This is a genomic window from Sporosarcina sp. FSL K6-3508 (assembly GCF_038615825.1).
Lineage (GTDB): Bacteria > Bacillota > Bacilli > Bacillales_A > Planococcaceae > Sporosarcina > Sporosarcina newyorkensis.
The window spans coordinates 2,033,747-2,057,415 of the sequence record NZ_CP152016.1 but is presented as its reverse complement, the minus strand read 5'-3'; the positions used below and the strand labels follow the sequence as shown (position 1 = coordinate 2,057,415).

The 23,669-nt window shown below is 43.2% G+C and carries 22 protein-coding genes; 20 read left to right on the top strand and 2 right to left on the bottom strand.

Going from position 1 to position 23,669, the window contains the following annotated elements:
- The first annotated feature begins 3 nt into the window (after positions 1-3).
- Positions 4-1,041, top strand: a complete 1,038-nt coding sequence (pheS, locus tag MKX97_RS10120; RefSeq protein ID WP_342535898.1) for a phenylalanine--tRNA ligase subunit alpha — start codon at positions 4-6, stop codon at positions 1,039-1,041.
- A 12-nt stretch (positions 1,042-1,053) separates the two neighbouring features.
- Positions 1,054-3,465 carry a phenylalanine--tRNA ligase subunit beta gene (pheT, locus tag MKX97_RS10115; RefSeq protein WP_342535897.1) on the top strand — a complete coding sequence of 804 codons (2,412 nt, stop codon included), beginning with the start codon at positions 1,054-1,056 and terminating at the stop codon, positions 3,463-3,465.
- Positions 3,466-3,511: 46 nt separating this feature from the next.
- Here the strand turns inward: pheT and rnhC are convergent, their stop codons facing one another.
- On the bottom strand, positions 3,512-4,450 hold the full coding sequence (rnhC, locus tag MKX97_RS10110) for a ribonuclease HIII (RefSeq protein ID WP_078817016.1): 939 nt from the start codon (positions 4,448-4,450) through the stop codon (positions 3,512-3,514).
- Between the two features lie 180 nt (positions 4,451-4,630).
- On the opposite strand from rnhC, the gene zapA reads away from it, so the two are divergent.
- The 12 genes from zapA (at position 4,631) to uvrC (ending at position 18,277) form a co-directional block, all read left to right on the top strand.
- Positions 4,631-4,891, top strand: coding sequence for a cell division protein ZapA (gene zapA / locus MKX97_RS10105; RefSeq protein ID WP_009497588.1), 261 nt, complete (start codon positions 4,631-4,633; stop codon positions 4,889-4,891).
- 10 nt (positions 4,892-4,901) lie between these two features.
- Positions 4,902-5,441 (top strand): CvpA family protein, encoded by a 540-nt coding sequence (locus MKX97_RS10100; protein ID WP_009497587.1) that lies wholly within the window; start codon positions 4,902-4,904, stop codon positions 5,439-5,441.
- Positions 5,442-5,526: 85 nt separating this feature from the next.
- Positions 5,527-7,233 carry a DNA polymerase/3'-5' exonuclease PolX gene (gene polX, locus MKX97_RS10095; protein WP_342535896.1) on the top strand — a complete coding sequence of 569 codons (1,707 nt, stop codon included), beginning with the start codon at positions 5,527-5,529 and terminating at the stop codon, positions 7,231-7,233.
- Positions 7,234-7,249: 16 nt separating this feature from the next.
- On the top strand, positions 7,250-9,607 hold the full coding sequence (locus MKX97_RS10090) for an endonuclease MutS2 (protein ID WP_009497585.1): 2,358 nt from the start codon (positions 7,250-7,252) through the stop codon (positions 9,605-9,607).
- A gap of 65 nt (positions 9,608-9,672) precedes the next feature.
- A complete protein-coding gene (locus tag MKX97_RS10085) occupies positions 9,673-10,086 on the top strand; it encodes a DUF350 domain-containing protein (RefSeq protein WP_009497584.1) in 414 nt (137 codons plus the stop codon).
- A 970-nt stretch (positions 10,087-11,056) separates the two neighbouring features.
- Positions 11,057-12,760, top strand: coding sequence for a long-chain-fatty-acid--CoA ligase (locus MKX97_RS10080; RefSeq protein ID WP_342535895.1), 1,704 nt, complete (start codon positions 11,057-11,059; stop codon positions 12,758-12,760).
- Between the two features lie 89 nt (positions 12,761-12,849).
- Entirely contained in the window at positions 12,850-13,434 is a 585-nt protein-coding gene (locus tag MKX97_RS10075) for a TetR/AcrR family transcriptional regulator (RefSeq protein ID WP_040759231.1), read from the top strand.
- Between the two features lie 29 nt (positions 13,435-13,463).
- Complete coding sequence (locus MKX97_RS10070; RefSeq protein WP_078816841.1) at positions 13,464-14,237, top strand: enoyl-CoA hydratase; 774 nt, start codon at positions 13,464-13,466, stop codon at positions 14,235-14,237.
- A 23-nt stretch (positions 14,238-14,260) separates the two neighbouring features.
- Positions 14,261-15,034 (top strand): electron transfer flavoprotein subunit beta/FixA family protein, encoded by a 774-nt coding sequence (locus MKX97_RS10065; protein ID WP_009497580.1) that lies wholly within the window; start codon positions 14,261-14,263, stop codon positions 15,032-15,034.
- A 33-nt stretch (positions 15,035-15,067) separates the two neighbouring features.
- On the top strand, positions 15,068-16,042 hold the full coding sequence (locus MKX97_RS10060; protein ID WP_009497579.1) for an electron transfer flavoprotein subunit alpha/FixB family protein: 975 nt from the start codon (positions 15,068-15,070) through the stop codon (positions 16,040-16,042).
- A 90-nt stretch (positions 16,043-16,132) separates the two neighbouring features.
- Positions 16,133-16,447, top strand: a complete 315-nt coding sequence (trxA, locus tag MKX97_RS10055) for a thioredoxin (protein WP_009497578.1) — start codon at positions 16,133-16,135, stop codon at positions 16,445-16,447.
- 54 nt (positions 16,448-16,501) lie between these two features.
- Complete coding sequence (uvrC, locus tag MKX97_RS10050; RefSeq protein ID WP_009497577.1) at positions 16,502-18,277, top strand: excinuclease ABC subunit UvrC; 1,776 nt, start codon at positions 16,502-16,504, stop codon at positions 18,275-18,277.
- A 38-nt stretch (positions 18,278-18,315) separates the two neighbouring features.
- Here uvrC and MKX97_RS10045 read toward each other — a convergent pair whose 3' ends face one another.
- Positions 18,316-18,723, bottom strand: coding sequence for a YslB family protein (locus tag MKX97_RS10045; RefSeq protein WP_009497576.1), 408 nt, complete (start codon positions 18,721-18,723; stop codon positions 18,316-18,318).
- A 228-nt stretch (positions 18,724-18,951) separates the two neighbouring features.
- On the opposite strand from MKX97_RS10045, the gene MKX97_RS10040 reads away from it, so the two are divergent.
- From MKX97_RS10040 to MKX97_RS10015, 6 genes are all read left to right on the top strand, one after another.
- Positions 18,952-19,560 carry a succinate dehydrogenase cytochrome b558 subunit gene (locus MKX97_RS10040; protein ID WP_009497575.1) on the top strand — a complete coding sequence of 203 codons (609 nt, stop codon included), beginning with the start codon at positions 18,952-18,954 and terminating at the stop codon, positions 19,558-19,560.
- A gap of 45 nt (positions 19,561-19,605) precedes the next feature.
- Positions 19,606-21,360 carry a succinate dehydrogenase flavoprotein subunit gene (gene sdhA / locus MKX97_RS10035; protein ID WP_009497574.1) on the top strand — a complete coding sequence of 585 codons (1,755 nt, stop codon included), beginning with the start codon at positions 19,606-19,608 and terminating at the stop codon, positions 21,358-21,360.
- A 5-nt stretch (positions 21,361-21,365) separates the two neighbouring features.
- Positions 21,366-22,151, top strand: coding sequence for a succinate dehydrogenase iron-sulfur subunit (gene sdhB, locus MKX97_RS10030; protein WP_040759230.1), 786 nt, complete (start codon positions 21,366-21,368; stop codon positions 22,149-22,151).
- Between the two features lie 174 nt (positions 22,152-22,325).
- Positions 22,326-22,775 carry a thioesterase family protein gene (locus tag MKX97_RS10025; protein WP_342535894.1) on the top strand — a complete coding sequence of 150 codons (450 nt, stop codon included), beginning with the start codon at positions 22,326-22,328 and terminating at the stop codon, positions 22,773-22,775.
- 75 nt (positions 22,776-22,850) lie between these two features.
- Entirely contained in the window at positions 22,851-23,063 is a 213-nt protein-coding gene (locus MKX97_RS10020; protein ID WP_040759620.1) for a LuxR C-terminal-related transcriptional regulator, read from the top strand.
- A 193-nt stretch (positions 23,064-23,256) separates the two neighbouring features.
- Positions 23,257-23,664: a MarR family transcriptional regulator gene (locus MKX97_RS10015; protein WP_050804706.1), complete on the top strand. Its 408-nt coding sequence runs from the start codon at positions 23,257-23,259 to the stop codon at positions 23,662-23,664.
- The last annotated feature ends 5 nt before the right edge of the window (positions 23,665-23,669 follow it).

The window sequence follows — 23,669 nt, the reverse complement described above, 5'->3', positions numbered from 1 at the left end:
AACATGAAAGAACAACTGCATGAACTGAAAGAACAAGTCATTGCAAAAATCAAAGAATCCCAAACCATCAAAGAACTCAACGACGTACGCGTGGCCTACCTGGGGAAAAAAGGACCCATCACAGACCTGCTAAAAGGAATGGGTAAACTTCCTGCAGAAGAACGACCAAAAATGGGCGCGCTCGTCAACGAAATCCGCGAAAGTGTAACTGGAATTCTGGAAGAGCGCAAAGAAACACTTGAACAGCAAGCCATCCAAGAGCAACTCGAAAAAGAATCCATTGACGTGACACTGCCTGGTCGCCCAGTAGAGCTTGGCAACCACCATCCGCTAACCCGAGTTGTAGAAGAAATCGAAGACTTCTTTATCAGTATGGGATATGAAATCGCGGAAGGACCTGAAGTGGAAAAAGACTACTACAACTTCGAGGCACTCAATCTTCCAAAAGGACACCCAGCTCGCGACATGCAGGACTCCTTCTATATTACGGAAGATATTTTACTGCGTACCCACACGTCTCCCGTGCAGGCACGGACGATGGAAGCGAAAGATGGTGCTGCCATTAAGATCATCTGCCCAGGAAAAGTGTATCGACGTGACTCAGATGACGCAACACACTCCCACCAATTTACTCAGATTGAAGGATTGGTCGTTGGCGAAAACATTCGCATGAGTGACTTGAAAGGTACTCTTGATTTATTGGCGAAGAAATTATTTGGAGCAGATCGTGAAATCCGTTTGCGCCCAAGTTTCTTCCCATTCACTGAACCATCTGTAGAGATGGATATCTCTTGCTTCAAATGTGGCGGATCAGGATGTAACGTTTGTAAGAAAACAGGTTGGATAGAAATTCTGGGAGCCGGCATGGTGCATCCTAATGTGCTGAAAATGGCGGGCTATAATCCGGAAGAAGTGACTGGCTTTGCGTTCGGCATGGGGCCTGAACGGATTGCGATGTTAAAATACGGAGTGGAAGATATTCGTCATTTCTATACAAATGACATTCGGTTTATTTCACAATTCCACCGGGCAGAGGCGTAAGGAGGCGTACTGATGTTAGTATCAACAAATTGGTTAAGTAAGTATGTAGATTGGAATGAACTCAGCGTAGAAGAACTAGCTGAAAAAATTACTCGTGCTGGGATTGAAGTAGACGGTATCATTGATCGTTCATTCGGTATGGACAATATAGTGATCGGATACGTAACGGACTGCGTAAAACATCCAGAAGCGGACAAATTACATATTTGTCAAGTGGATGTGGGTGGAGAAATCACTCAAATCATTTGCGGCGCGCCGAATATTGCGGCAGGTCAAAAAGTCATCGTTGCACGTCCGGGAGCTATGTTGCCGGGTGGAATGAAGATCAAAAAAGCGAAACTTCGCGGCGAAGAGTCAAACGGTATGATTTGTTCATTGCAAGAACTGGGCATTGAAGGGAAAGTAGTTCCGAAAACCTATGCAGAAGGAATTTATGTTTTGCCGAATGATGTGCAAGCTGGAGAAAGTGCGTTGACTCATCTTGGATTATACGATCAAGTAATGGAATTTGACTTGACACCGAACCGTTCGGATGCACTCAGTATGCTAGGGGTTGCATATGAAGTAGGGGCAATACTGTCGAAAGACATCAAGTTGCCGGCTATTTCTTTTGAAGAATCTTCAGAAAAAGCACAGGACTATTTAAAGTTGGCGGTAGAAGCTCAAGAGGACAATCCGATGTATATTGCGAAAGTCGTGAAGAACGTCAAAGTGGCGGAATCCCCGCAGTGGCTGCAAAATACATTGATGTCTGCAGGAATCCGTCCGCATAATAATATCGTCGACATCACGAACTATGTGCTGTTGGAATATGGTCAGCCGTTGCATGCGTTTGATTACGATCGTCTGGAAACGAAAGAAATCGTTGTGCGTCATGCCCGTGAAGGCGAAAAAATTGTGACGCTCGATCAGGCAGAACGTACATTGAATGGCCATCAGCTCGTTATCACGAACGGGGTGGAGCCGGTTGCACTTGCAGGTGTGATGGGCGGAGCGAACTCGGAAGTGCATGAGGGAACTGCGACTGTCGTCATCGAATCGGCTTATTTCGCACCAAGTTCTGTACGTCGGACTTCAAAAGAAGTTGGACTGCGTAGCGATGCGAGTACACGATTTGAAAAGGGTGTAGATCCAAATCGGGTGGCTGAAGCAGTAGAACGTGCAGCACAACTGATGGCTGAACTTGCTGGCGGGGAAGTCCTTGAAGGTTCAGTTCAATTTGATGAGTTGGATAAAACTGCCGAGAGAATCATTCTGTCTCCAGATTACGTTAACAATCGTCTAGGTATGAAGATTCCGATGGACGAAATGAAGTCGATCATGGACCGTCTGCAAATTCCTACGGAAGCGATCAATGGTCAGCTCGTGATGGATATTCCGACGAGACGACAAGACTTGCGAATCAAAGAAGATATAATTGAGGAAATTGCTCGTCTTTACGGCTATGATGAGATACCGAAAACTTTGCCGGTTGTGGAAAGTACACCAGGTGGATTAACTCCATATCAAGAAAAGCGGCGCATCGTCCGCAGATTTTTAGAAGCAGCGGGTCTTTCGCAGGCATTGACATATTCATTGGCTTCACCAAAAGATGCACAAGCTTTTGCACTGGAGACAGCTCCCGTCACAGAGCTTCTTATGCCGATGAGTGAAGAGCGCAGCGTACTTCGCCAAAGTTTGATCCCCCATTTACTCGATGCAGCTACGTACAATACGGCACGTCGCAACGAATCGGTTGCGTTATATGAAACAGGTTCCGTGTTCCTTGGCATCGAAGAAGATGGATTGCCGAAAGAAGTCGAGCATGTGGCAGCCGTATTAACTGGCAAGTGGGTTCACCATGCGTGGCAAGGTGAGACGAAAAAAGTAGATTTCTTCGTCATGAAAGGGATTGTGGAAGGGCTGTTTGAACAATTAGGATTGCTCGAGCGCATCCAATTTACTAAAGCTACGGTAGAAGGCATGCACCCTGGCCGAACTGCAACTGTATGGCTAGGTGACCAAGCGGTAGGTATGTTGGGCCAAGTACACCCGACTGTACAAAATCAACGCGATTTGCAGGAAACGTACGTAATGGAAATGAATTTACGCATGATCATGGAAACGGCGGCGGAGGAGCTCTTCTACGAGCCAGTACCTCGCTATCCATCGATCTCCCGTGATATCGCATTAGTCGTTGATCGCGACACATCTGCTGCGAACTTGCAGGCTATTATTTTGCAAGCGGGCGGCAAGCTGCTGAAGACCGTTCAGTTGTTCGATCTGTACGAAGGAAAAAATGTTGAAGAGGGCAAGAAATCCTTGGCCTTCTCGTTAACGTACTTTGATCCTGAACGTACTTTGACAGATGAAGAAGTAGTCAATGCGCACAAGAAAGTGCTGGATGCACTGACAGTACAAGCTAATGCACAATTGAGATCTTAAAAAAAATGAACCGCAGTTCTCTTACGAGGACTGCGGTGTTTTTACCTTATTTCTTATATGCTAGTTTCAATGCTTTTTGTGTATTGGCGAAATGTACTTTCGTGATGGAATGTAAAAACGGTTCGCCTTTTTTACGTATGATCTGACAAGCGATTTGGTCGACTTTCGGACCGGCGCCTTTTGGCAGCGTAACTCCTGCCTTGGCACTCAGCCGATCCATTTCTTCCAAGAAAGCCACACGTGCTAGAATGGATGCCGTTGCTACGGATACATGCAAATTCTCTGCTTTTGTCGAAAATAACACTTTGTCACGAATGATTGTCGACTCATTTTTTAAATGATTGTAGTAAATTCTTCGTTCGGCAAATTGGTCGATTAAAATATATTCGGGCAACTCAGGCTGCATTTGTTCGAGAACTTGTTGAATCGCTTGGTTGTGTAGTACGGCTTTGATTTTTCCTTGTGACCAGCCTTTTTTTTGGATTTCATTGTATTTGTCATTATCGAGGGTCAGCACACAATGTGGGACAACCTGTTTCAAGTCCTCTGCGATTTGTTGCATATAGACATCCGTCAGCTGTTTCGAATCTTTCACTCCTAGTTCGCGGACCAGTTCTATTTTATCACGGCTGACAAAACAGGCAGCTACCGTAATTGGACCGAAAAAGTCGCCTGTTCCAGTCTCGTCTGAACCTATTACAGACAAAGTAGCGAAATTCTCGGGCAAGACATCACCTTTTGCTGCAGAACTTTTTGTTTTAGCAGCCGTTGATGGAGTTAGGGAAGGGGACCAGCGTGCAGCTTCTCGATCGGCACCAGCCCCTTGAAACAGCACTTTGCCGGATCGATATGCTGTGATGGAAGTATCAGCTGTCTTTGCAGCGAAAATCACGCCTGGTGCATTGCGTGTAATTTTATTTTGCTCGTAGAAATTCAGAACTTTAGGCATTTCATTTTCATTAAGGACGATGACTTGGTTACTCACTAAATCGTTCACTCACTTCCTGAAAGGATTTTCTACTTAGTATACCTGAAAAGCTAGTGCATAATGAACAGAACCATTTAAAATAGTTGAGAGAATGTAGATATGAGGCATAATTGATTCACAACCAATTGTTATTCATGGTATGATTATTAACAGGGTTTTTCAGAGGAGGGCGGAATAGTGGCGGACAAAGAAAAGACAAGAGTGGCAGTTGGAATCTATGGACAAACCTATACAATCGTTGGCACGGAAACGTCTAATCATGTACGTCATGTTGCCTCGCTCGTTGATGAGAGAATGCGGGAAATCAGTAAACGCAATCCTTACTTGGACAGTACAAAAATAGCTGTTTTGACTGCTGTTAATAGTGTGCATGACTATTTAAAACTGGAAGAAACCGTACAGCAATTAGAAGAAGAAGTGAAAAAGTTGAAGGGTTGAGAGGCGAAAAATGGTTGATTTACTGATAATTTTCTTGTTAGTCGGCGGTTTGATCACGGGCTTCAGACGTGGGTTGATCGTCCAGCTGATCCATATGCTTGGACTGATCGTGTCGATTATCGTTGCGTATATGTATTACAAACAATTAGCGGAGAAGCTCATCTTGTGGATTCCGTATCCTGGGGCTACGGCTGATTCGAAACTTAGTTGGACATTTGATCACTTAGACTTGGATATGACGTTTTATCGGCTCATCGCATTTATATTCATTTTTGTCGCAGTCAAGCTGGTATTACAGTTAATTGGCTCGATGTTGGACTTTTTGAAGCATTTGCCTGTTCTTGGTTTCGGTGCACGTTTACTTGGCGCTGGTCTCGGATTTATTGAATTTTATTTCATTATCTTTTTCTTTTTATCCGTTTTGGCAATTTTACCAATTGAGGTCATTCAAAATTCCTTGCGCCATTCCTTGCTGGCAAAAGCGATGTTCGAACATACGCCGGTCATCTCATCGGCCATCAAAAATTGGTGGTTTGTGTATATGGGTTAACGCCCGTCTGTAAGCAGTGTACATATGAACTGACAGCTTCCCGTTAGCGTGGAAGCTTTTTTAACAGAGTAGGGAGGGTAACGATTTGAATAAAAAGACAATCATTCGCACGTTTGAAAAAATTGCACTCTATATGGAGTTGCTTGGAGAAAACCACTTTAAAGTAGCGGCTTTCCGAAAGGCGGCTTCTGTACTTGAATTAGATACAAGAAGTTTATCCGAAATGGACGATATCCTGTCATTGAAAGGAATCGGAAAAGGAACAGGTGCGGTCATTACCGATTTGATGGAAAACGGCACATCCGAAGTGCTAAAAGAATTGGAAGACCAAGTGCCAAAAGGGTTAATTCCTTTGCTGAACATACCGGGACTTGGTGGGAAAAAGATCGCCAAATTAAGAGAGGCGTTGAATATTGATTCGGTGGAATCGCTTCGGAAAGCATGCGAAGAAAAACAGGTGAGTACAGTGCCTGGTTTTGGCAAGAAGACAGAAGAAAACCTATTACGTGAAATCGAATTGCTTGCGGAACGCTCCGGAAAGACGCCGATTTGGCAAGTAGAAAAAGTCGTAAATATTGTTGAAGCGGAATTGGAACTGATTAAAGAAGTCGATAAGTTTCAAGTTGCCGGCAGTTACCGCAGACGTGAAGAAGAAAGTTCTGACGTGGATTGGATCATCGTGACGGAAAAACCGGAAACAGTGCGTGAAAAAATTCTTTCCGTATTGCCGATTGAAAAGATCATCGCAGCAGGTGATGCTAAGCTTTCTATTTCACTCGACACAGAAAAACCGATTGATGCGGATTTCCGTTTTGTTACAGAAGCCCAATTTGCCACTGCACTCCATCATTTCACTGGTTCTGCAGCACATAATGTTCGGATGCGGCAGCTCGCGAAAAGTAAAAAGCTGAAAATCAGTGAATATGGAGTAGAAGATGAGGCAGGAAATGTTCAGACTTTCAAAAGCGAGAAAGAATTTTTCGCACATTTCGACTTACCTTTTATTCCGCCGAGTATTCGAAAAGACGGTACAGAGATTGAGCGCGCCGATGAAATCGCAAATATTGTCATGCCTGATCAGATTCGTTCGGATCTGCATATGCATACGACGTGGTCAGACGGCGGCTATTCTATAGAAGAAATGGTGGAGGCGTGTCGGGCAAAAGGCTATTCCCATATGGTAATCACCGATCATTCTCATTATTTAAAAGTAGCAAATGGTCTGACACCTGAACGATTGCTGAAGCAGATAGAAGAAATCCGTGAAGTGAGTGCGAAATATGATGATATTGAAGTTTTTTGCGGAACGGAAATGGATATTTTGCCAGACGGAACATTGGATTTTGAAGATGAAATTCTAGAGCAATTGGATTTCGTCATTGCATCGATTCATTCGAGTTTCAATCAGCCGCAAGAGCAAATTATGGAGCGCCTGCATTCTGCCTGCAAAAATCCCTTTGTCCATATGATTGCGCACCCGACAGGCAGGATCATTGGTCAGCGGGAAGGTTATAATCCCGATATGGATCAATTGATCAAATGGGCGAGCGAGTACGGTAAAATATTAGAATTGAACGCGAGTCCCTATCGTTTGGATTTGCGTACAGAATATTTGATTCAAGCGAAAGAAGCGGGTGTGAACATTGCGATCAATACGGATGCACATGCGACCGAACAGCTTGACTATATGCCTATTGGTGTAGAGTATGCTCAAAAGGCATGGCTTCCAGCTGAGATGGTCATCAATACTTGGCCGCTTGAAACATTCATCAAGAACGTGATACGCAGATGAAAGGAAGTGTGAGACGTTGGAAAAACGTGTCTTAAAAACACTTGAATTTAATAAAATAATTCAGCAAGTCGCGACGCACTGTACATCAGTAGCGGGAAGAGCACACGTAGAACAACTTACGCCTTCACGTGAACTGGAAGATGTTCAGCGTTTATTGGAAGAAACGGATGAGGGACTTGCTTTGTTACGTATTCGAGGGAATGTCCCGATGGGGGGTATTCATGACATCCGACCACATGCGAAACGTGCGCAAATCGGCGGAATGCTGAGTGCTATGGAGCTTGTGGAAATTGCGGATACTATACGTGCAAGCCGAATCTTACGCCAGTTCTTGGAGGCTGTAACTGCAGAAGGAGAAATTAACATCCCTCATTTAATTGCCCGCAAAGAAGCAATGCCGATTTTGACGGGTGTTGAGCATGAGATCAATGCCGCGATTGATGATAATGGACGAGTAGTTGATAGTGCTTCTTCGGCATTGCGATCGATTCGTCAAAGCTTACGCGTGCAAGAAAGTCGAGTGCGCGAACGGCTTGAAAGTTATACGAGAGGGAAGAATGCAGCGAAAATGCTGTCCGATGCAATCGTAACAATCCGTAACGATCGGTATGTTATCCCTGTCAAGGCAGAATATCGCTCGCATTATGGCGGTGTTATTCACGACATGTCTTCTTCAGGTCAGACTTTATTTATCGAGCCGGACGCTGTCGTTCAAGCGAATAATGAAATCCGCAGTTTAAAAGTGAAAGAGCAGGAAGAAATCGAGAAGATCTTGCTCGCATTATCCGCCAGTGTCCGGGAAGTGGCACATGACCTCTTTACGTTAGTGCAGCTATTGGCGGAAATTGATGTGATCTTGGCGAAAGCGAAGTATGGAACGGCGAATAAATGTACCAAACCTGCTGTAAACGCAGACGGGTATATGCGTCTTACAAAAGCGCGTCATCCGCTGTTGCCAATTGAAGAAGCGGTTGCCAATACGATTGAATTCGGCCAAGATATCACGACAATCGTCATCACAGGACCGAATACAGGAGGTAAGACAGTTACACTAAAAACCGTGGGCTTATGTACACTGATGGCCCAATCTGGACTGCCAATCCCTGTATTGGACGGTTCTGAAATTGCGGTCTTTGATTCGATTTATGCCGATATTGGAGACGAGCAGTCTATCGAGCAAAGTTTGAGTACATTTTCTTCTCATATGGTCAATATCGTAGACATTTTGAAGAAGTTCGATGACCGGTCATTACTATTATTTGACGAGCTAGGCTCAGGGACAGATCCTCAAGAAGGAGCAGCACTGGCCATTTCGATTTTGGATGAAGTGCATGGCAGCGGCGCGCGTGTAATGGCAACGACTCACTATCCTGAACTAAAGGCGTATGGCTATAATCGTCCGGGTGTCGCAAATGCCAGCGTGGAATTCGATATCGATACATTAAGCCCTACGTATCGTCTGCTGATCGGCGTTCCCGGTCGAAGCAATGCGTTCGAAATATCGAAACGACTCGGTTTGCATAATCATATTATTGATCGGGCAAAAGGGTTTACAGGTGAGGATCGCGGCGAAGTGGATTCGATGATTGCTTCTCTAGAGACCAGTCGGGTGCAGTCTGAAAAAGATGCTGAACGCACGCATGATTTACTTCTTGAAACAGAACAATTAAAGAAGGAATTGAATGCGAAGCTGGCAGAATTTGAAGAACAGAAAGAGCGCTTGACGGAAGCTGCAAAAGAACGGGCGAAAAAGATCGTGGAAAAAGCAAAATCCGAATCTGAAGCCGTTATTTCTGACTTACGTGCGTTACGAATGAATGCAGGGGCAAGTGTGAAAGAACACGAACTAATTGAAGCGAGAAAACGGCTTGAAAGTGCTACGCCTGCTGAAAAGAAAAAGAAAGCCATCAAGGCAAAAGCAGCTCCTCGTCCATTGCAAAAGGGCGATGAGGTAAAAGTGCTGGCATACGGACAAAAGGGTACGCTCGTTGAGAAAGTCTCGGATAAAGAATGGGTCGTCGAAATAGGAATCTTGAAAATGAAGTTGCCGGAATTAGGTTTGGAATATGTAAAACCTGAGAAAGAGAAGAAACAAGTGACCTCTGCAGCCGTCCGGGGGCGTTCAGGTCATGTAAAACTGGAACTAGATCTGCGCGGGGAGCGTTATGAAGATGCGATTGCACGAACGGAAAAATATATTGATGATGCATTGTTGTCCAATTATCATCAAGTCTCAATCATTCATGGAAAAGGGACAGGCGCACTGCAAAAAGGTGTCCAACAGTATTTGAAAAAACATTCCCGCGTCAATTCCTATCGCTTTGGCGAGGCGGGAGAAGGCGGTCACGGTGTTACAATCGTAGAATTAAAATAAAATGAAACTTTTCGGCTGCCTGAACCGTATGACATGCAAGAGAACATAAAGAAGGTGCCGAATACATGAATAATACTGGTTTTTGGGGTCATCCATTAGTAGAGACTGCAGGTTACTTCAGTGTCGTCGTTCTATGTCTGATCGTCTCCATGGTTTTATTTGAAATCGTAACAAAATATAAAAACTGGGAAGAAATTCGAAAAGGTAATCTGTCGGTTGCTATGGCAACGGGCGGGAAAATCTTTGGAGTGGCTAATATTTTTCGCTATTCCATTGAGCAGCATAATAGCTTGCCGCAAATGATGGGCTGGGGGTTGTATGGCTTTACATTGCTCATCTTTGCCTACCTTTTGTTCGAGTTCCTGACGCCAAAATTCAAAGTGGATGAAGAGATTCAAGCAGATAATCGTTCGGTCGGCTTCATTTCCCTTTGTATTTCGGTTGGTCTGTCCTTTGTTATAGGAGCCAGTATATCTTAGGAGATAGCGTATTATGGAAAGATTGATTAAAATTTTATTCGCGGTCTGTATACTTTTCGTTCTAATAGGGGTATATTGGCTCTTCAAAAACACGCCTTGACAGTTGTCTTGGCGTGTTTTTGCTTCACTCCAAATAATTCATGTCCTGTTTTGCAAAAAGAACGAAAGTGTGGAGGAAAAGGTGTGTTGCTCGGGATTTGCCCTCCAGACGGGGACGCGTTCTGGAGGGCGCGCGGTGAGCCCGCCGTCGCAAGCTCCCTGGCGGTCTCACCTGTCACGCTGATCCTCCCAGAGTCGCCCCGCCTTCCGGGCAAATCCCCGACTTTTTATCCGGAAGGCACTGAATTTTTTCTGGTGAATAGCGAGTGGAATAGTGGTTGCTCTTAAAAAAAGAAATACTAGTACAAAAACGATACCTTTTGGTTTTTATTAATTTCAAACGAAAATCAAATTATCTAGCCTACTCAATGTAGGGATTGGAGCGGAAGACGGTCGACTCCGGGAGGATCAGCGTGTGCCTTGAGACCCCGCAGGTAGCGAAGCAGACGAGGAGGCTCAAGCAACGCCCTCCGGAAAGCGTACCGTCTGGAGCGCAAATCCCCATGGATACACTCATGCCGCACTCACTTGGCCAAAAGAACCCATCGGTTGCATTCGTTTTATTTTTGTTGCATTTAAAATAAAAATTACAAAAAACATGTGAACTATTAATTAATCAACTTATCAGATAGTCCCTCCAAGTAGTAAAGTTAGTCATAAAAACCACTTGCACCTAATAGAATGAAAAGCAAGGGCTCTTGTCTGTCTAGTCATAATTCGCAATTAACGTAGACAAACCATTTAAAATAGCTCTTAATTCAACAGGAGAGTAAAGCGCTTTCATATTTATCTTGTAAACTAAAAGATTTATCGATATACTAATGAACAAGGAATATTCAAACAATTAACTATATGTAGAGGAGTTGTGAAGATGACACAAAAACCTTGGTTGTCCGCTTATCCCCCTGAAATTCCGACGTCTTTGGAATATGAACAAATTCCATTGCAAGACTATCTTACTAGGTCCAGTAAGAAATATCCGAATAAAACTGCAATCCACTTTATGGGGAAAGATGTTTCATTTCAAGAGTTTCATGAATCTGCGTTGAAGTTTGCGACGTATTTGCAGAAGCTGGGGGTTGAAAAAGGAGATCGGGTGGCGATTATGTTGCCTAACTGTCCGCAAGGTGCCGTGGCGTATTATGGTATACTCTATGCAGGTGGTATTGTCGTTCAGACAAACCCGTTGTATACTGAGCGTGAATTAACCTACCAAATGGCAGATTCTGGAGCAAAGGTTATTATCTCGCTTGACATTTTGTTTCCACGAATCTCGAAAATCAGGAAAGACACTTCTTTAGAACACATCATCGTGACAGGCATCAAAGACTATTTACCCTTCCCTAAAAATGTCATCTACCCATTCATCCAGAAGAAAGAACATGGTCTTTCCGTTAAGGTGGAACATCGGGGGATCCATCATCTTTATACAGAAATAATGAAATCGACGAAAGCTGATCCGATTCATGTTACTTTTGAAAAAGATGATATTGCATTATTGCAATATACTGGAGGAACAACAGGGCCACCGAAAGGCGTAGAGCTGACGCATGCTAATTTGATCAGTAATACAGAGATGTGTAACGCCTGGCTGTATGAAACAGAAGAAGGAAAAGAAACGATCATGGGAATTCTGCCGTTCTTCCATGTCTATGGTATGACGACCGTCTTAATCTTTGCGGTTATGAAGGGCCATCGGATGGTATTGGTACCTAAATTCGATTTTAAAACGGCTTTGAAAGAAATTGATAAACAAAAGCCGACACTTTTCCCAGGCGCTCCGACGATTTATATCGGTCTTTTAAATCATCCGGATTTGTCAAAATATGATTTGTCATCAATCAAAGCATGTATTAGTGGTTCAGCCTCCTTGCCTATCGAAGTGAAAGAGAAATTCGAACAGGTGACAGGCGGAAAGCTGGTAGAAGGTTACGGACTGACGGAGACTTCACCGGTTGCTTTAGCGAATTTTGTTTGGGATGGGCTAGAGAAAAGAGGCTCCATTGGTGTGCCTTGGCCGGATACCGATGCTTGCATTTTAGGTCCTGGCTCTTCGGAATCATTGCCTGTCGGAGAGATTGGAGAAATCGCGGTAAAAGGTCCACAAGTAATGACTGGTTACTGGAATAGACCGGATGATACGGCTGAAGCTTTCCGTGACGGCTGGTTTTTGACAGGTGATTTAGGGTATATGGATGAGGACGGATACTTCTATATTGTAGACCGCAAAAAAGATATGATTATCGCAAGTGGTTTCAATATCTATCCACGTGAAATCGAAGAAGTGCTCTATGAACACCCTGCCATTCAAGAATGTATCGTAGCTGGCGTGCCAGATCCATATCGTGGCGAAACAGTGAAGGCGTATATTGTCTTGAAGGATGGTCAATCGGTTACAGAAAAAGATTTGGATACGTATTGTAGGAAACAACTTGCCGCATTCAAAGTTCCTAAGAAATATGAATTCCGGGATGATTTGCCGAAAACTGCAGTTGGCAAAATTTTACGTCGTTCATTAGTAGAAGAAGAAAGAAAAAAACAAACAGAAGTCCAAGACACTTTAAAAAGTTCATAACAAAAAGCTTGACTCTAACTGAAAAGTTTATTATTATGAAAATATGAATGAATCATCATTCATATTTTCTTTTTTGGTGGTGAAACAAAATTAAACGAACAAAACCTAAATATAAACAAATTGTAGACGCTGCAGTGATCGTAATTGCAGAAAATGGATACCACCAAGCGCAAGTCTCGAAAATTGCGAAGGAAGCCGGAGTAGCAGACGGAACCATCTATCTTTATTTTAAAAATAAGGAAGATATCCTCATCTCTGTCTTCAGAGAAAAAATGGCGATTTTTGTAGAAAACATCAACGAGATACTTACAAAAGATCTTTCTATCAGTGAAAAATTACTTCAAGTAGTAGAAAACCATTTTAGGGTATTACAAAACGATCCTCATCTGGCGATTGTCACACAGCTGGAACTAAGACAGTCAAACAAAGATCTACGATTCCAGATCAACAATGTATTGAAAGAGTACATGATCTTGCTGGATCAGCTGCTGGAAGAAGGGGTAGAGAAAAATGAGTTGTCTTCTGAACTCGATTTACGTCTAGCTCGGCAAATGCTCTTCGGTACAATGGATGAGACCATTACTTCTTGGGTAATGAATGAACAAAAGTACGATTTGATCAGTCTGGCACCCAAAGTGAGTAATATGTTATTGCGCGGTTATCAACAACGGTAAAAGAACATTTTTTGAAGGAGATGTACTAGATGGCGTTGATTAAATTGGAAAAAGACGGACATGTTGCATTAGCAAAAATCGACCACCCACCAGCGAATGCACTATCTTCTAAAATAATTGAAGAAGTGGATCAACTGTTAACCGAAGTAGAGAATGACCCCGATGTACGAGTGGTCGTTCTCTACGGAGAAGGTCGGTTTTTCTCCGCAGGTGCGGACATTAAAGAGTTTACGACAGTGGAATCAGGCGAAGCGTTCGCTAAGCTTGCTGGCAAAGGACAGCAAGTGTTTGAACGCTTAGAAAATTTTCCGAAACCTGTAATCGCTTCCATACATGGAGCGGCTCTAGGCGGCGGTTTAGAATTAGCTATGGCATGCCATATCCGGTTGGTTACAAAAAGTGCGAAGCTTGGTTTGCCTGAGCTTCAGTTAGGGCTTATTCCCGGTTTCGCAGGGACCCAACGGCTGCCCCGATTGGTCGGTGTCGCAAAAGCAGCAGAAATCATGCTGACAAGTGATCCTATTTCAGGTGAAGAAGCTGTTAAGTGGGGGCTTGCCAATCATGCGTACTCCGATGAAGAACTTTCAAGCAAGACATTGAAATTGGCAAAGAAAATTTCACTGAAAAGCCCGATTGCAGTAAAGCATGCTTTGCAGATGCTAAAGTATTCAAAAGACCAGTCCTTCTATGATGGAGTGGAAGCAGAAGCTAAATCATTCGGTGAAGTGTTTGTATCAGAAGATGCAAAAGAAGGTATTCAAGCATTTATTGAAAAGCGTCAACCTGCATTTACTGGAAAGTAATTATTGAATAGGAGGTTCTATTAATGAACATTTATGCATTAGTAAAAAGAACATTTGATACGGAAGAAAAAATCTCGATTTCAAACGGTGCTATTTCAGAAGACGGCGCAGAATTCATCATCAATCCATACGATGAGTACGCTGTGGAAGAAGCGATTCAACTCCGCGACGAACATGGCGGTGAAGTAACGGTCATTTCAATCGGTGAAGAAGATGCTGAGAAGCAATTGCGTACTGCATTAGCTATGGGCGCAGACAAAGCGGTCTTGATCAACGTTGAAGATGACATCGATGAAGTGGATGAATTTACTTCTGCTAAAATAATTGCAGATTACTTGAAAGATAAGGATGCAGATATCATTCTTGCAGGTAACGTAGCAATTGACGGCGGTTCAGGACAAGTTGGTCCTCGTGTAGCGGAATTATTAGGTATTAATTATGTAACGACAATTACAGAACTAACGGTGGACGGCACCAATGTAACAGTTGTACGTGACGTAGAAGGGGATTCTGAAACAATTGAAACTTCTTTGCCACTTCTTGTAACAGCTCAGCAAGGACTCAACGAACCTCGTTACCCTTCTCTGCCAGGAATTATGAAAGCAAAGAAGAAACCATTAGAAGAGTTGGAGTTCGATGATTTAGACTTGGAAGAAGACGATGTGGAAGCGAAGACAGAAACAAAAGACGTTTTCTTACCACCTGAAAAAGCGGCAGGACGTATCCTTGAAGGTGAACCAGCAGATCAAGCAGCTGAGCTCGTGAAATTATTGCATTCTGAAGCGAAAGTAATTTAATTCTCATAGAACTGTATTAGGAGGGACTACATTATGTCAAAAAAAATTTTGGTTTTAGGTGAAGCACGCGATGGCGAACTGCGTAACGTGTCATTTGAGACGGTTGCTGCAGCAAAGAAAATATCAGGCGGCGGGGAAGTTGTCGCTGTCTTAATAGGAGACCAAGTCCAGTCATTAGGGGAAGAAATGATTCATTATGGAGCGGACCGTGTGGTTACGGTGGAGCACCCACATTTGAAGCATTATACATCTGATGGATACGGACAGGCATTCATGGCTGTATATGAAGATGAATCACCAGAGGGGATTGTCTTTGGTCACACGGCAATGGGGAAAGACTTATCTCCCAAAATCGCTAGTAAACTAGCATCTGGATTGATTTCAGACGTGACAAAAATCGAAGGAGAAGGCGATGATGCAGAATTCATCCGCCCAATTTACTCCGGTAAAGCGTTTGAAAAAGTGGAAATTAAAGAAGGTTTGTTGTTCATCAGCATACGTCCGAACAACATCGAGCCACTTGAACACGATGCAAGCCGTACAGGCGACGTATCTGCGAAAAGTGTCGAAATTACCAATTTACGTTCAGTGATCAAAGACGTTGTTCGAAAGTCTACAGAAGGTGTGGATTTGTCAGAAGCGAAAGTCATTGTAGCAGGTGGACGCGGCGTAAAAGGAACAGAAGGATTCGAGCCGTTGAAAGAGTTGGCTAACCTCCTTGGAGGGGCAGTTGGTGCTTCACGTGGTGCGTGTGATGCGGATTACTGTGATTATTCGTTGCAAATTGGTCAAACAGGTAAGGTCGTCACTCCAGATCTATATATCGCAGCGGGTATTTCAGGTGCAATCCAGCACGTTGCCGGGATGTCGAACTCAAAAGTTATTGTCGCGATCAATAAAGATCCAGAAGCGAATATTTTCAAAATTGCAGACTATGGTATTGTAGGAGATATTTTTGAAATCATTCCAATCATGATTGAAGAAATAAAGAAATTAAAAGCTAGCTAATCAAAAGGCGTTGTAAGCATTTGTTTAGCCCCTATGAAACCTCCATGATATAATGCGAATATAGTCGTATTTAAAAGGAGGCAATAACAGATGGCAATTATTAATGCAACAGATGCGAATTTTGCTGAAAATGTTAAAGAAGGCGTAGTACTTGTAGACTTTTGGGCACCTTGGTGTGGTCCTTGTAAAATGATCGCTCCAGTGCTAGAAGAACTTTCAGGTGAAGTTGAAGGTAAAGCGAATATCGTTAAAGTTAACGTGGACGATAACCAAGCAACAGCAAGCCAGTTTGGAATTATGTCCATTCCAACTCTCCTTCTATTTAAAGATGGAGAAGTAGCGGAGAAGGTTGTAGGATTCCAACCGAAGGAAGCACTTGCACAACTAGTTGAAAAACACGCGTAAATACAAGAGACCGGGAGCTACTTCAGCCACCCGGTCTTTTAGTAGGTGAAAATGATGAATGAAATAATTGAACATAAACTATCGATCCTCCCTGATCTCCCTGGCTGCTATTTAATGAAGGATCGGCAAGGGACCATTATCTATGTCGGAAAAGCCAAAGTGCTGAAAAATCGTGTTCGTAGTTACTTCACGGGCTCACATGACGGCAAAACGCAGCGCCTGGTCGGAGAAATAGAGGACTTTGAATATATTATTACCAATACGGAAATCGAGGCACTCGTCCTTGAATTGAACTTAATCAAAAAGCATGACCCGAAGTACAATATCATGCTAAAAGATGACAAGACCTATCCTTATTTGAAGATAACGAATGAACGGCATCCGAAACTTATCATCACACGCAAAGTGAATAAGAAATCGGGCAAGTACTTCGGTCCCTATCCAAACGCAACAGCAGCCCATGAGACGAAAAAGCTCTTGGATCGCCTCTATCCCTACCGAAAGTGCCAAAATATCCCGACTCGGGCTTGCCTATATTACCACATCGGCCAGTGCTTGGCGCCGTGCATCAAAGAAGTTCCTGCAGAAGCCTATCATGAGATGGTCAATGACATTACACGTTTCCTGAATGGTGGCTACAAAGAAATGAAAAAAGAACTTCAGGAGAAGATGAATGAAGCTTCTTTAGAGTTGGAATTTGAGCGGGCAAAAGAATACCGCGATCAGATCACGAATATCGAAGCCGTCATGGAAAAACAGAATGTGAATACAAATGACTTCACAGACCGTGACATTTTCGGCTATGCAGTGGATAAAGGGTGGATGTGTGTTCAAGTATTTTTCGTACGTCAAGGAAAATTGATCGAGCGCGATGTTTCAATCTTTCCCGCTTATAAAGACGCCGAAGATGAATTATTGACGTTCCTCGGCCGATTTTATGGGGAAACACAACATTTGCTGCCAAAAGAAGTTCTCCTGCCTGAAACGGTAGATATAACGCTTGCTGAACAATTGCTTAACACAAATGTCTATGTGCCGCAGCGTGGGAAAAAGAAAGATCTTGTGAAGTTGGCTGAAAAAAATGCATCGATTGCATTGCGTGCAAAGTTTCAATTGATTGAACGGCAGGAAGAACGAACAATCGGGGCTTGTGAAGAATTAGGTGAAGCTATGGCCATAAGCACGCCATTGCGGATCGAAGCATTTGATAACTCGCATACTCACGGTGTAGAACCAGTGTCTGCAATGATTTCATTTATAGATGGTAGACCGAATCGCAAGGATTATAGAAAGTATAAGACGAAGACAGCTGCCGCTCATGACGACTACGGTGCGATGCGTGAAGTAATTAGAAGACGCTATACCCGGGTACTGAAAGATCATCTCCCGCTTCCCGACTTGATCGTCATTGATGGCGGAAAAGGGCAAATGGAGATTGCTAGGGAAGTTTTAGAGGATGAACTTGGCTTGTTTATTCCGATTGCAGGTCTTGCGAAAGATGATAAGCACAATACGGCACAATTGCTGTATGGCAGTCCGCCTGAGATTGTACCGCTGAAGAAAACGAGTGAGGCATTTTATCTGCTGCAAAGAATTCAAGATGAGGTCCACCGTTTCGCGATTACTTTCCACCGACAGCGTAGAGGGGCTTCTTCACTAACCTCTTCGTTGGATGGCATAGAGGGAGTAGGACCGAAACGCAAACAGCAGCTGCTTAAGCACTTTAAAACAGTAAAAGCCATTCGCGAAGCAACAGCTGAACAGTTAAAAGAAGCTGGTCTCCCTGCAAAAGTAGCAGAAGGACTCATCGCGCATTTTCAACAACAATGATAAAAAGTGGCCACGTAATCTAAGTGGCCCCTTCCTTATTATACGGGTGATTTAGGATCACCTTTCACGATGAAATGAATATGATCTTCTTTGGGCATTTTCTGACCGTAACATTCGGTCAAATAGCCGTTGACCTTTTGATGCTGTTCGGCCAGAAAACCTGCCTCGAGCGAGCAAGAACCACCTGAAAGTTCAAGTAAGCTACTATTATGTAATGTATAATGTGTTTCTTGCTTAACAGTCTTTTCAATTGCCAATTGTCCCCAACCGGCTTCTGCGAAAAAGGCGGGTAACTCATCGAGCGACAAGATAGGGAACTTTCTGGCCATGTCTTTACCAAGCCAATACAATATGTCGTCTTCGTGCTTGCCTAGTAACGTGGGCAGTAAATGATCCCGCAGCAGATTGTAGCCAAAGTTTGTGGCTGGTGTTTGTTGAGTATTCAATAGTTTACAATCCTTTCGGAAATAGATATGAACAGGATCAGAGCAGTTTTCGGAAAAATCGCAATAAATTATAAAAAGTAGACAGCATCTTGACCTGCCACATACAGAGGAGTACAATGTACATGTTATCATATTGTACCACGAAGAGAGATACCGAGGAAGTGCAGCTAAATAGAGAATCTGCAATTCTTGTCAGGGAAATCTCAGAAATAAGGGAGGGTAAAAGACTTGTCGAAAGAATCAGATTTTTTCTTGCGCCGACTACATTCGTTGTTAGGTGTTATTCCAGTCGGACTATTTGTTGCCCAACACTTAGTCATCAACCACTTTGCAACGCGCGGTGAAGAAGCATTCAACACTGCATCTAACTTTATGGGCAACTTGCCATTTGTTACATTCTTGGAATGGTTCATCATCTATATTCCATTAATGTTCCACGCTTTTTATGGAGTGTACATAGCTTTTTCTGCGAAATATAACGTGAACCATTACGGCACATTCCGTAACTGGATGTTTACGCTGCAACGTTTTACTGGCGTATTCCTAGTGATCTTCATCGCATGGCACGTGTATGAAACACGTATCCAAAAAGCTCTTGGTGCAACAGTAGACTATAACATGATGGCGGATATCTTATCGAATCCACTTATGCTTGTATTCTATATTGTTGGAATCCTATCTGCGACTTTCCACTTGGCAAACGGACTTTGGTCTTTCTGTGTCACTTGGGGTATCGCTCAATCACCAAATTCACAAAAAATCGTTTCTTATATTACAATGATCGTATTCTTAGTACTTTCAGTAATCGGAATTCAAGCACTTTTAGCTTTCGTTTAATCAACTAACTTATGAAAACATGTATAATTGAGGAGTGAAACAATAATGGCAAAAGGCAGATTGATTGTCGTCGGTGGAGGGTTAGCTGGTTTAATGGCTACCATCAAAGCAGCAGAAGCTGGCACACCGGTTGACTTGTTCTCGCTAGTTCCAGTGAAACGTTCCCACTCCGTATGTGCCCAAGGTGGCATTAACGGTGCTGTTAACACGAAAGGTGAAGGCGACTCAGTCGATATTCACTTTGATGATACGGTTTACGGCGGAGACTTCCTAGCGAATCAAAAACCAGTGCAAGCAATGACGGCAGCAGCTCCTGGGATCATCCATTTATTAGACCGTATGGGCGTTATGTTCAACCGTACTCCAGAAGGTCTTTTGGATTTCCGTCGTTTCGGTGGTACACTTCACCACCGTACAGCTTATGCAGGTGCTACAACAGGACAACAATTACTGTATGCTCTTGACGAACAAGTTCGTTCACACGAGGTAGCAGGGTTAGTGAAAAAGTATGAACACTGGGAATTCCTTGGAATCATCACTGACGAAGAGGGAATTTGCCGTGGGATTAGAGCGCAAGACTTAAAGACCATGGAAATCCAAGCATTTAAAGCGGATGCTGTTATCATGGCGACAGGCGGACCTGGAATTATTTTCGGTAAATCAACAAACTCTGTAATCAATACAGGTTCTGCAGCTTCAATCGTCTATCAGCAAGGTGCATATTATGCAAACGGAGAATTCATCCAAATTCACCCGACTGCGATTCCTGGCGATGACAAACTTCGTCTAATGAGTGAATCCGCACGTGGTGAAGGTGGACGAGTTTGGACTTATAAAGATGGTAAGCCGTGGTACTTCCTAGAGGAAAAGTATCCCGATTACGGTAACTTGGTTCCACGTGATATCGCGACACGTGAGATTTTTGATGTCTGCGTAAACCAAAAATTAGGTATCAATGGAGAGAACATGGTGTATTTGGACCTTTCTCACAAGGACCCTAAAGAATTGGATATCAAACTTGGTGGGATCATCGAGATTTATGAGAAATTCACAGGGGACGACCCTCGTAAATTGCCAATGAAAATCTTCCCGGCTGTTCACTATTCAATGGGTGGACTATGGGTTGACGATCATCAGCAGACGAACATTCCAGGACTATTTGCTGCTGGGGAGTGTGATTATTCTCAGCACGGAGCAAACCGCCTAGGTGCGAACTCATTGCTATCTGCAATCTATGGCGGGATGGTCGCAGGACCAAACGCTATCGATTATATGAAGCACTTGAAGCGTACAGCTGACGAACTGCCTGAAACTATTTATGATGAAGCAGTCAAAGAAGAGCAGCAAAAATGGGAAGACTTGCTCAAAATGGATGGTACGGAAAATGCGTATGTCATCCACAGAGAGCTTGGCGAATTGATGACTGATAATGTAACAGTTGTTCGTTTTAATGATAAGTTAAAAGAAACTGACGAGAAGATTGTCGAGTTACTTAAGCGCTATGAAAATATCAGCATGACGGATACACAACAGTGGTCTAACCAAGGCGCAATGTTTACTCGTCAGTTGAAAAACATGCTATACCTAGCTCGTGTTATCACATTAGGCGCATTGAACCGAGATGAAAGCCGTGGTGCACATTATAAGCCTGAGTTCCCGAATCGTGATGACGAGAACTTCTTGAAGACAACAATGGCGAAATTTGACGGAGTATCTGCACCGATCATAACGTATGAAGATGTAGATGTTTCCCTAATTCCTCCACGTAAACGCGATTATTCAGCGAAGAAAGGAGATTGACCAAAGTGAGTGAACAACAAACAGCAACTGCAACTAAGACAGTCGTGTTTGAGATTCAGCGTCAGGACACTGCTACTTCAACGCCATACATGGAAAAGTTTGAGATTCCTTACCGTCCGAATATGAACGTTATTTCGGCGCTAATGGAAATCAGACGGAATCCAGTGAACGCAAAAGGTGAAAAAACAACACCTGTTAACTGGGATATGAACTGTTTGGAAGAAGTATGTGGTGCATGTTCCATGGTAATCAACGGTCGCCCGCGTCAATCTTGTACAGCGCTAGTCGATCAGTTGACACAGCCAATTAAACTAGAGCCAATGCGTACATTCCCAGTTGTCCGTGACTTGATCGTGGACCGTGAATTCATGTTTGATTCATTGAAACGAATTAAAGCGTGGGTACCAATCGACGGTACGTATGATTTAGGTGAAGGTCCACGTATGCCTGAGCGTAAACGTCAATGGGCGTATGAGTTATCTAAGTGTATGACATGCGGTGTATGTCTGGAAGCTTGTCCGAACGTAAACGACAAGACGAATTTCATGGGACCTGCTTTGATGTCACAGGTTCGTCTATTCAACTCTCACCCAACAGGTGCGATGAACAAAGACGAGCGTTTGGCAACAGTCATGTCAGACGGTGGAATCACAGAGTGTGGTAACTCACAAAACTGTGTAGTTGCTTGCCCTAAAGGTATTCCATTGACTACATCTATCGGTGCAATCGGTAGAGCAACAACAATTCAGATGTTCAAGAACTTCTTCGGAAGTGACCATCAAGTAGACTAATATCAAAACAAGACGACTTGCCTAATAGGTAAGTCGTTTTTTATTTGTCCTAAAATGATTGATTAAAGGTAAGGCAGTGCCAACCACTCGCAGCCAAGTTGGTTGACGTCTACCATTTTTTTGATATAATAGAAGAATGAATATTCATTCACTTCTATATGGGGGTATTTTGATATGAAAGCAAGCTATATTGAGGATTTGGATAAATGGAAAGAGGATTTTCAGTTCTTTTCAGAAGTATCGGTGCGTTTCTCTGAGACGGATATGTACGGACATTTGAATAATACGTCAGTTTTTACGTACTTTGAATATGCACGCATAGAATATTTTAAGTCTTTAAACTGTATGGAGAAGTGGATGAATCCGAAAGGGGAGACAATTCCGATCGTTGCTGATTTGCAATGTGATTACAGGAAACAAGTCTTCTTTGACGAAAAGCTTAGGGTCTTTGTGAAAACCCAGAGGATGGGAAATAGCTCAATGGATCTGCATTATATGGGGAAAAATGAACACGATGAAATCGTCTTTACGGGCAGGGGGACAGTCGTGCAAATCAACCGAAAGTCCGGACAGCCTGTGGCATGGTCGGAAGAAGAACTGGAAGTATACTTGCAAAACTCGTAAAAGCCTACACAGTCGCGCCCGCGCTCACATATCTTATGTGGAAAGCGTAAAGAGGAGGGGCGCATCTTGGATGAAATGCAAAACCGTTCTTTATTGACGAATCGAGAACGACAAATATTTACTTTACTCGTTGAAGACTTTACCACAAAAGAAATTGCAGGGCAGTTGACGATCAGTGAAAAAACTGTCCGGAATCACATTTCGAATACAATTCAAAAGCTTGGTGTATCGGGCCGGGCGCAAGCAATTGTAGAATTACTTCGGTTGGGTGAATTGCGTTTGAACTAATTTTTATTGAAAGCGTATGAAATTTGGCGTATTTTTGATCAATAGGTGTCCACAAATCCCTCTCTGCTGGTAGATTGCATGAAAAACTGTTGCGTTCATCATTGAAAAAGGTACAATGAAAAGACAGGAATCATTTCAGGGAGCTGATTTTTTGTCAAACGAACAGAAAAGCCTGTTGCATGGGATCGCATTGATGGAAAAAGATCTGCGGCATGTTGCAGCGATCATCAAAGAGCAAGGACGTAAAATCTTAAAAAATTATACGATAACGCCTCCTCAATTTAGCGCTCTTCAATGGCTGCTGGAGCACGGAGATATGACGATCGGTGACTTATCCAATAAAATGTTTTTGGCATTCAGTACGACAACGGACTTGGTGGACCGAATGGAAAGCAGTCAGTTGGTGAAACGAGTACGCGATGACAAAGATCGACGGGTTGTTCGGGTTCATTTGTTACCAGAAGGAGAACGAATCATTGAGGAAGTCATAGAAAAAAGGCAGCAGTATTTGCAGGAAGTACTCAAAAATCATGATAAGCAGGAAATTGAACAATTTTCTGCTCTGCTAGCTAAATTACATGAAGAGATGACTAGAGATTGAGGGAT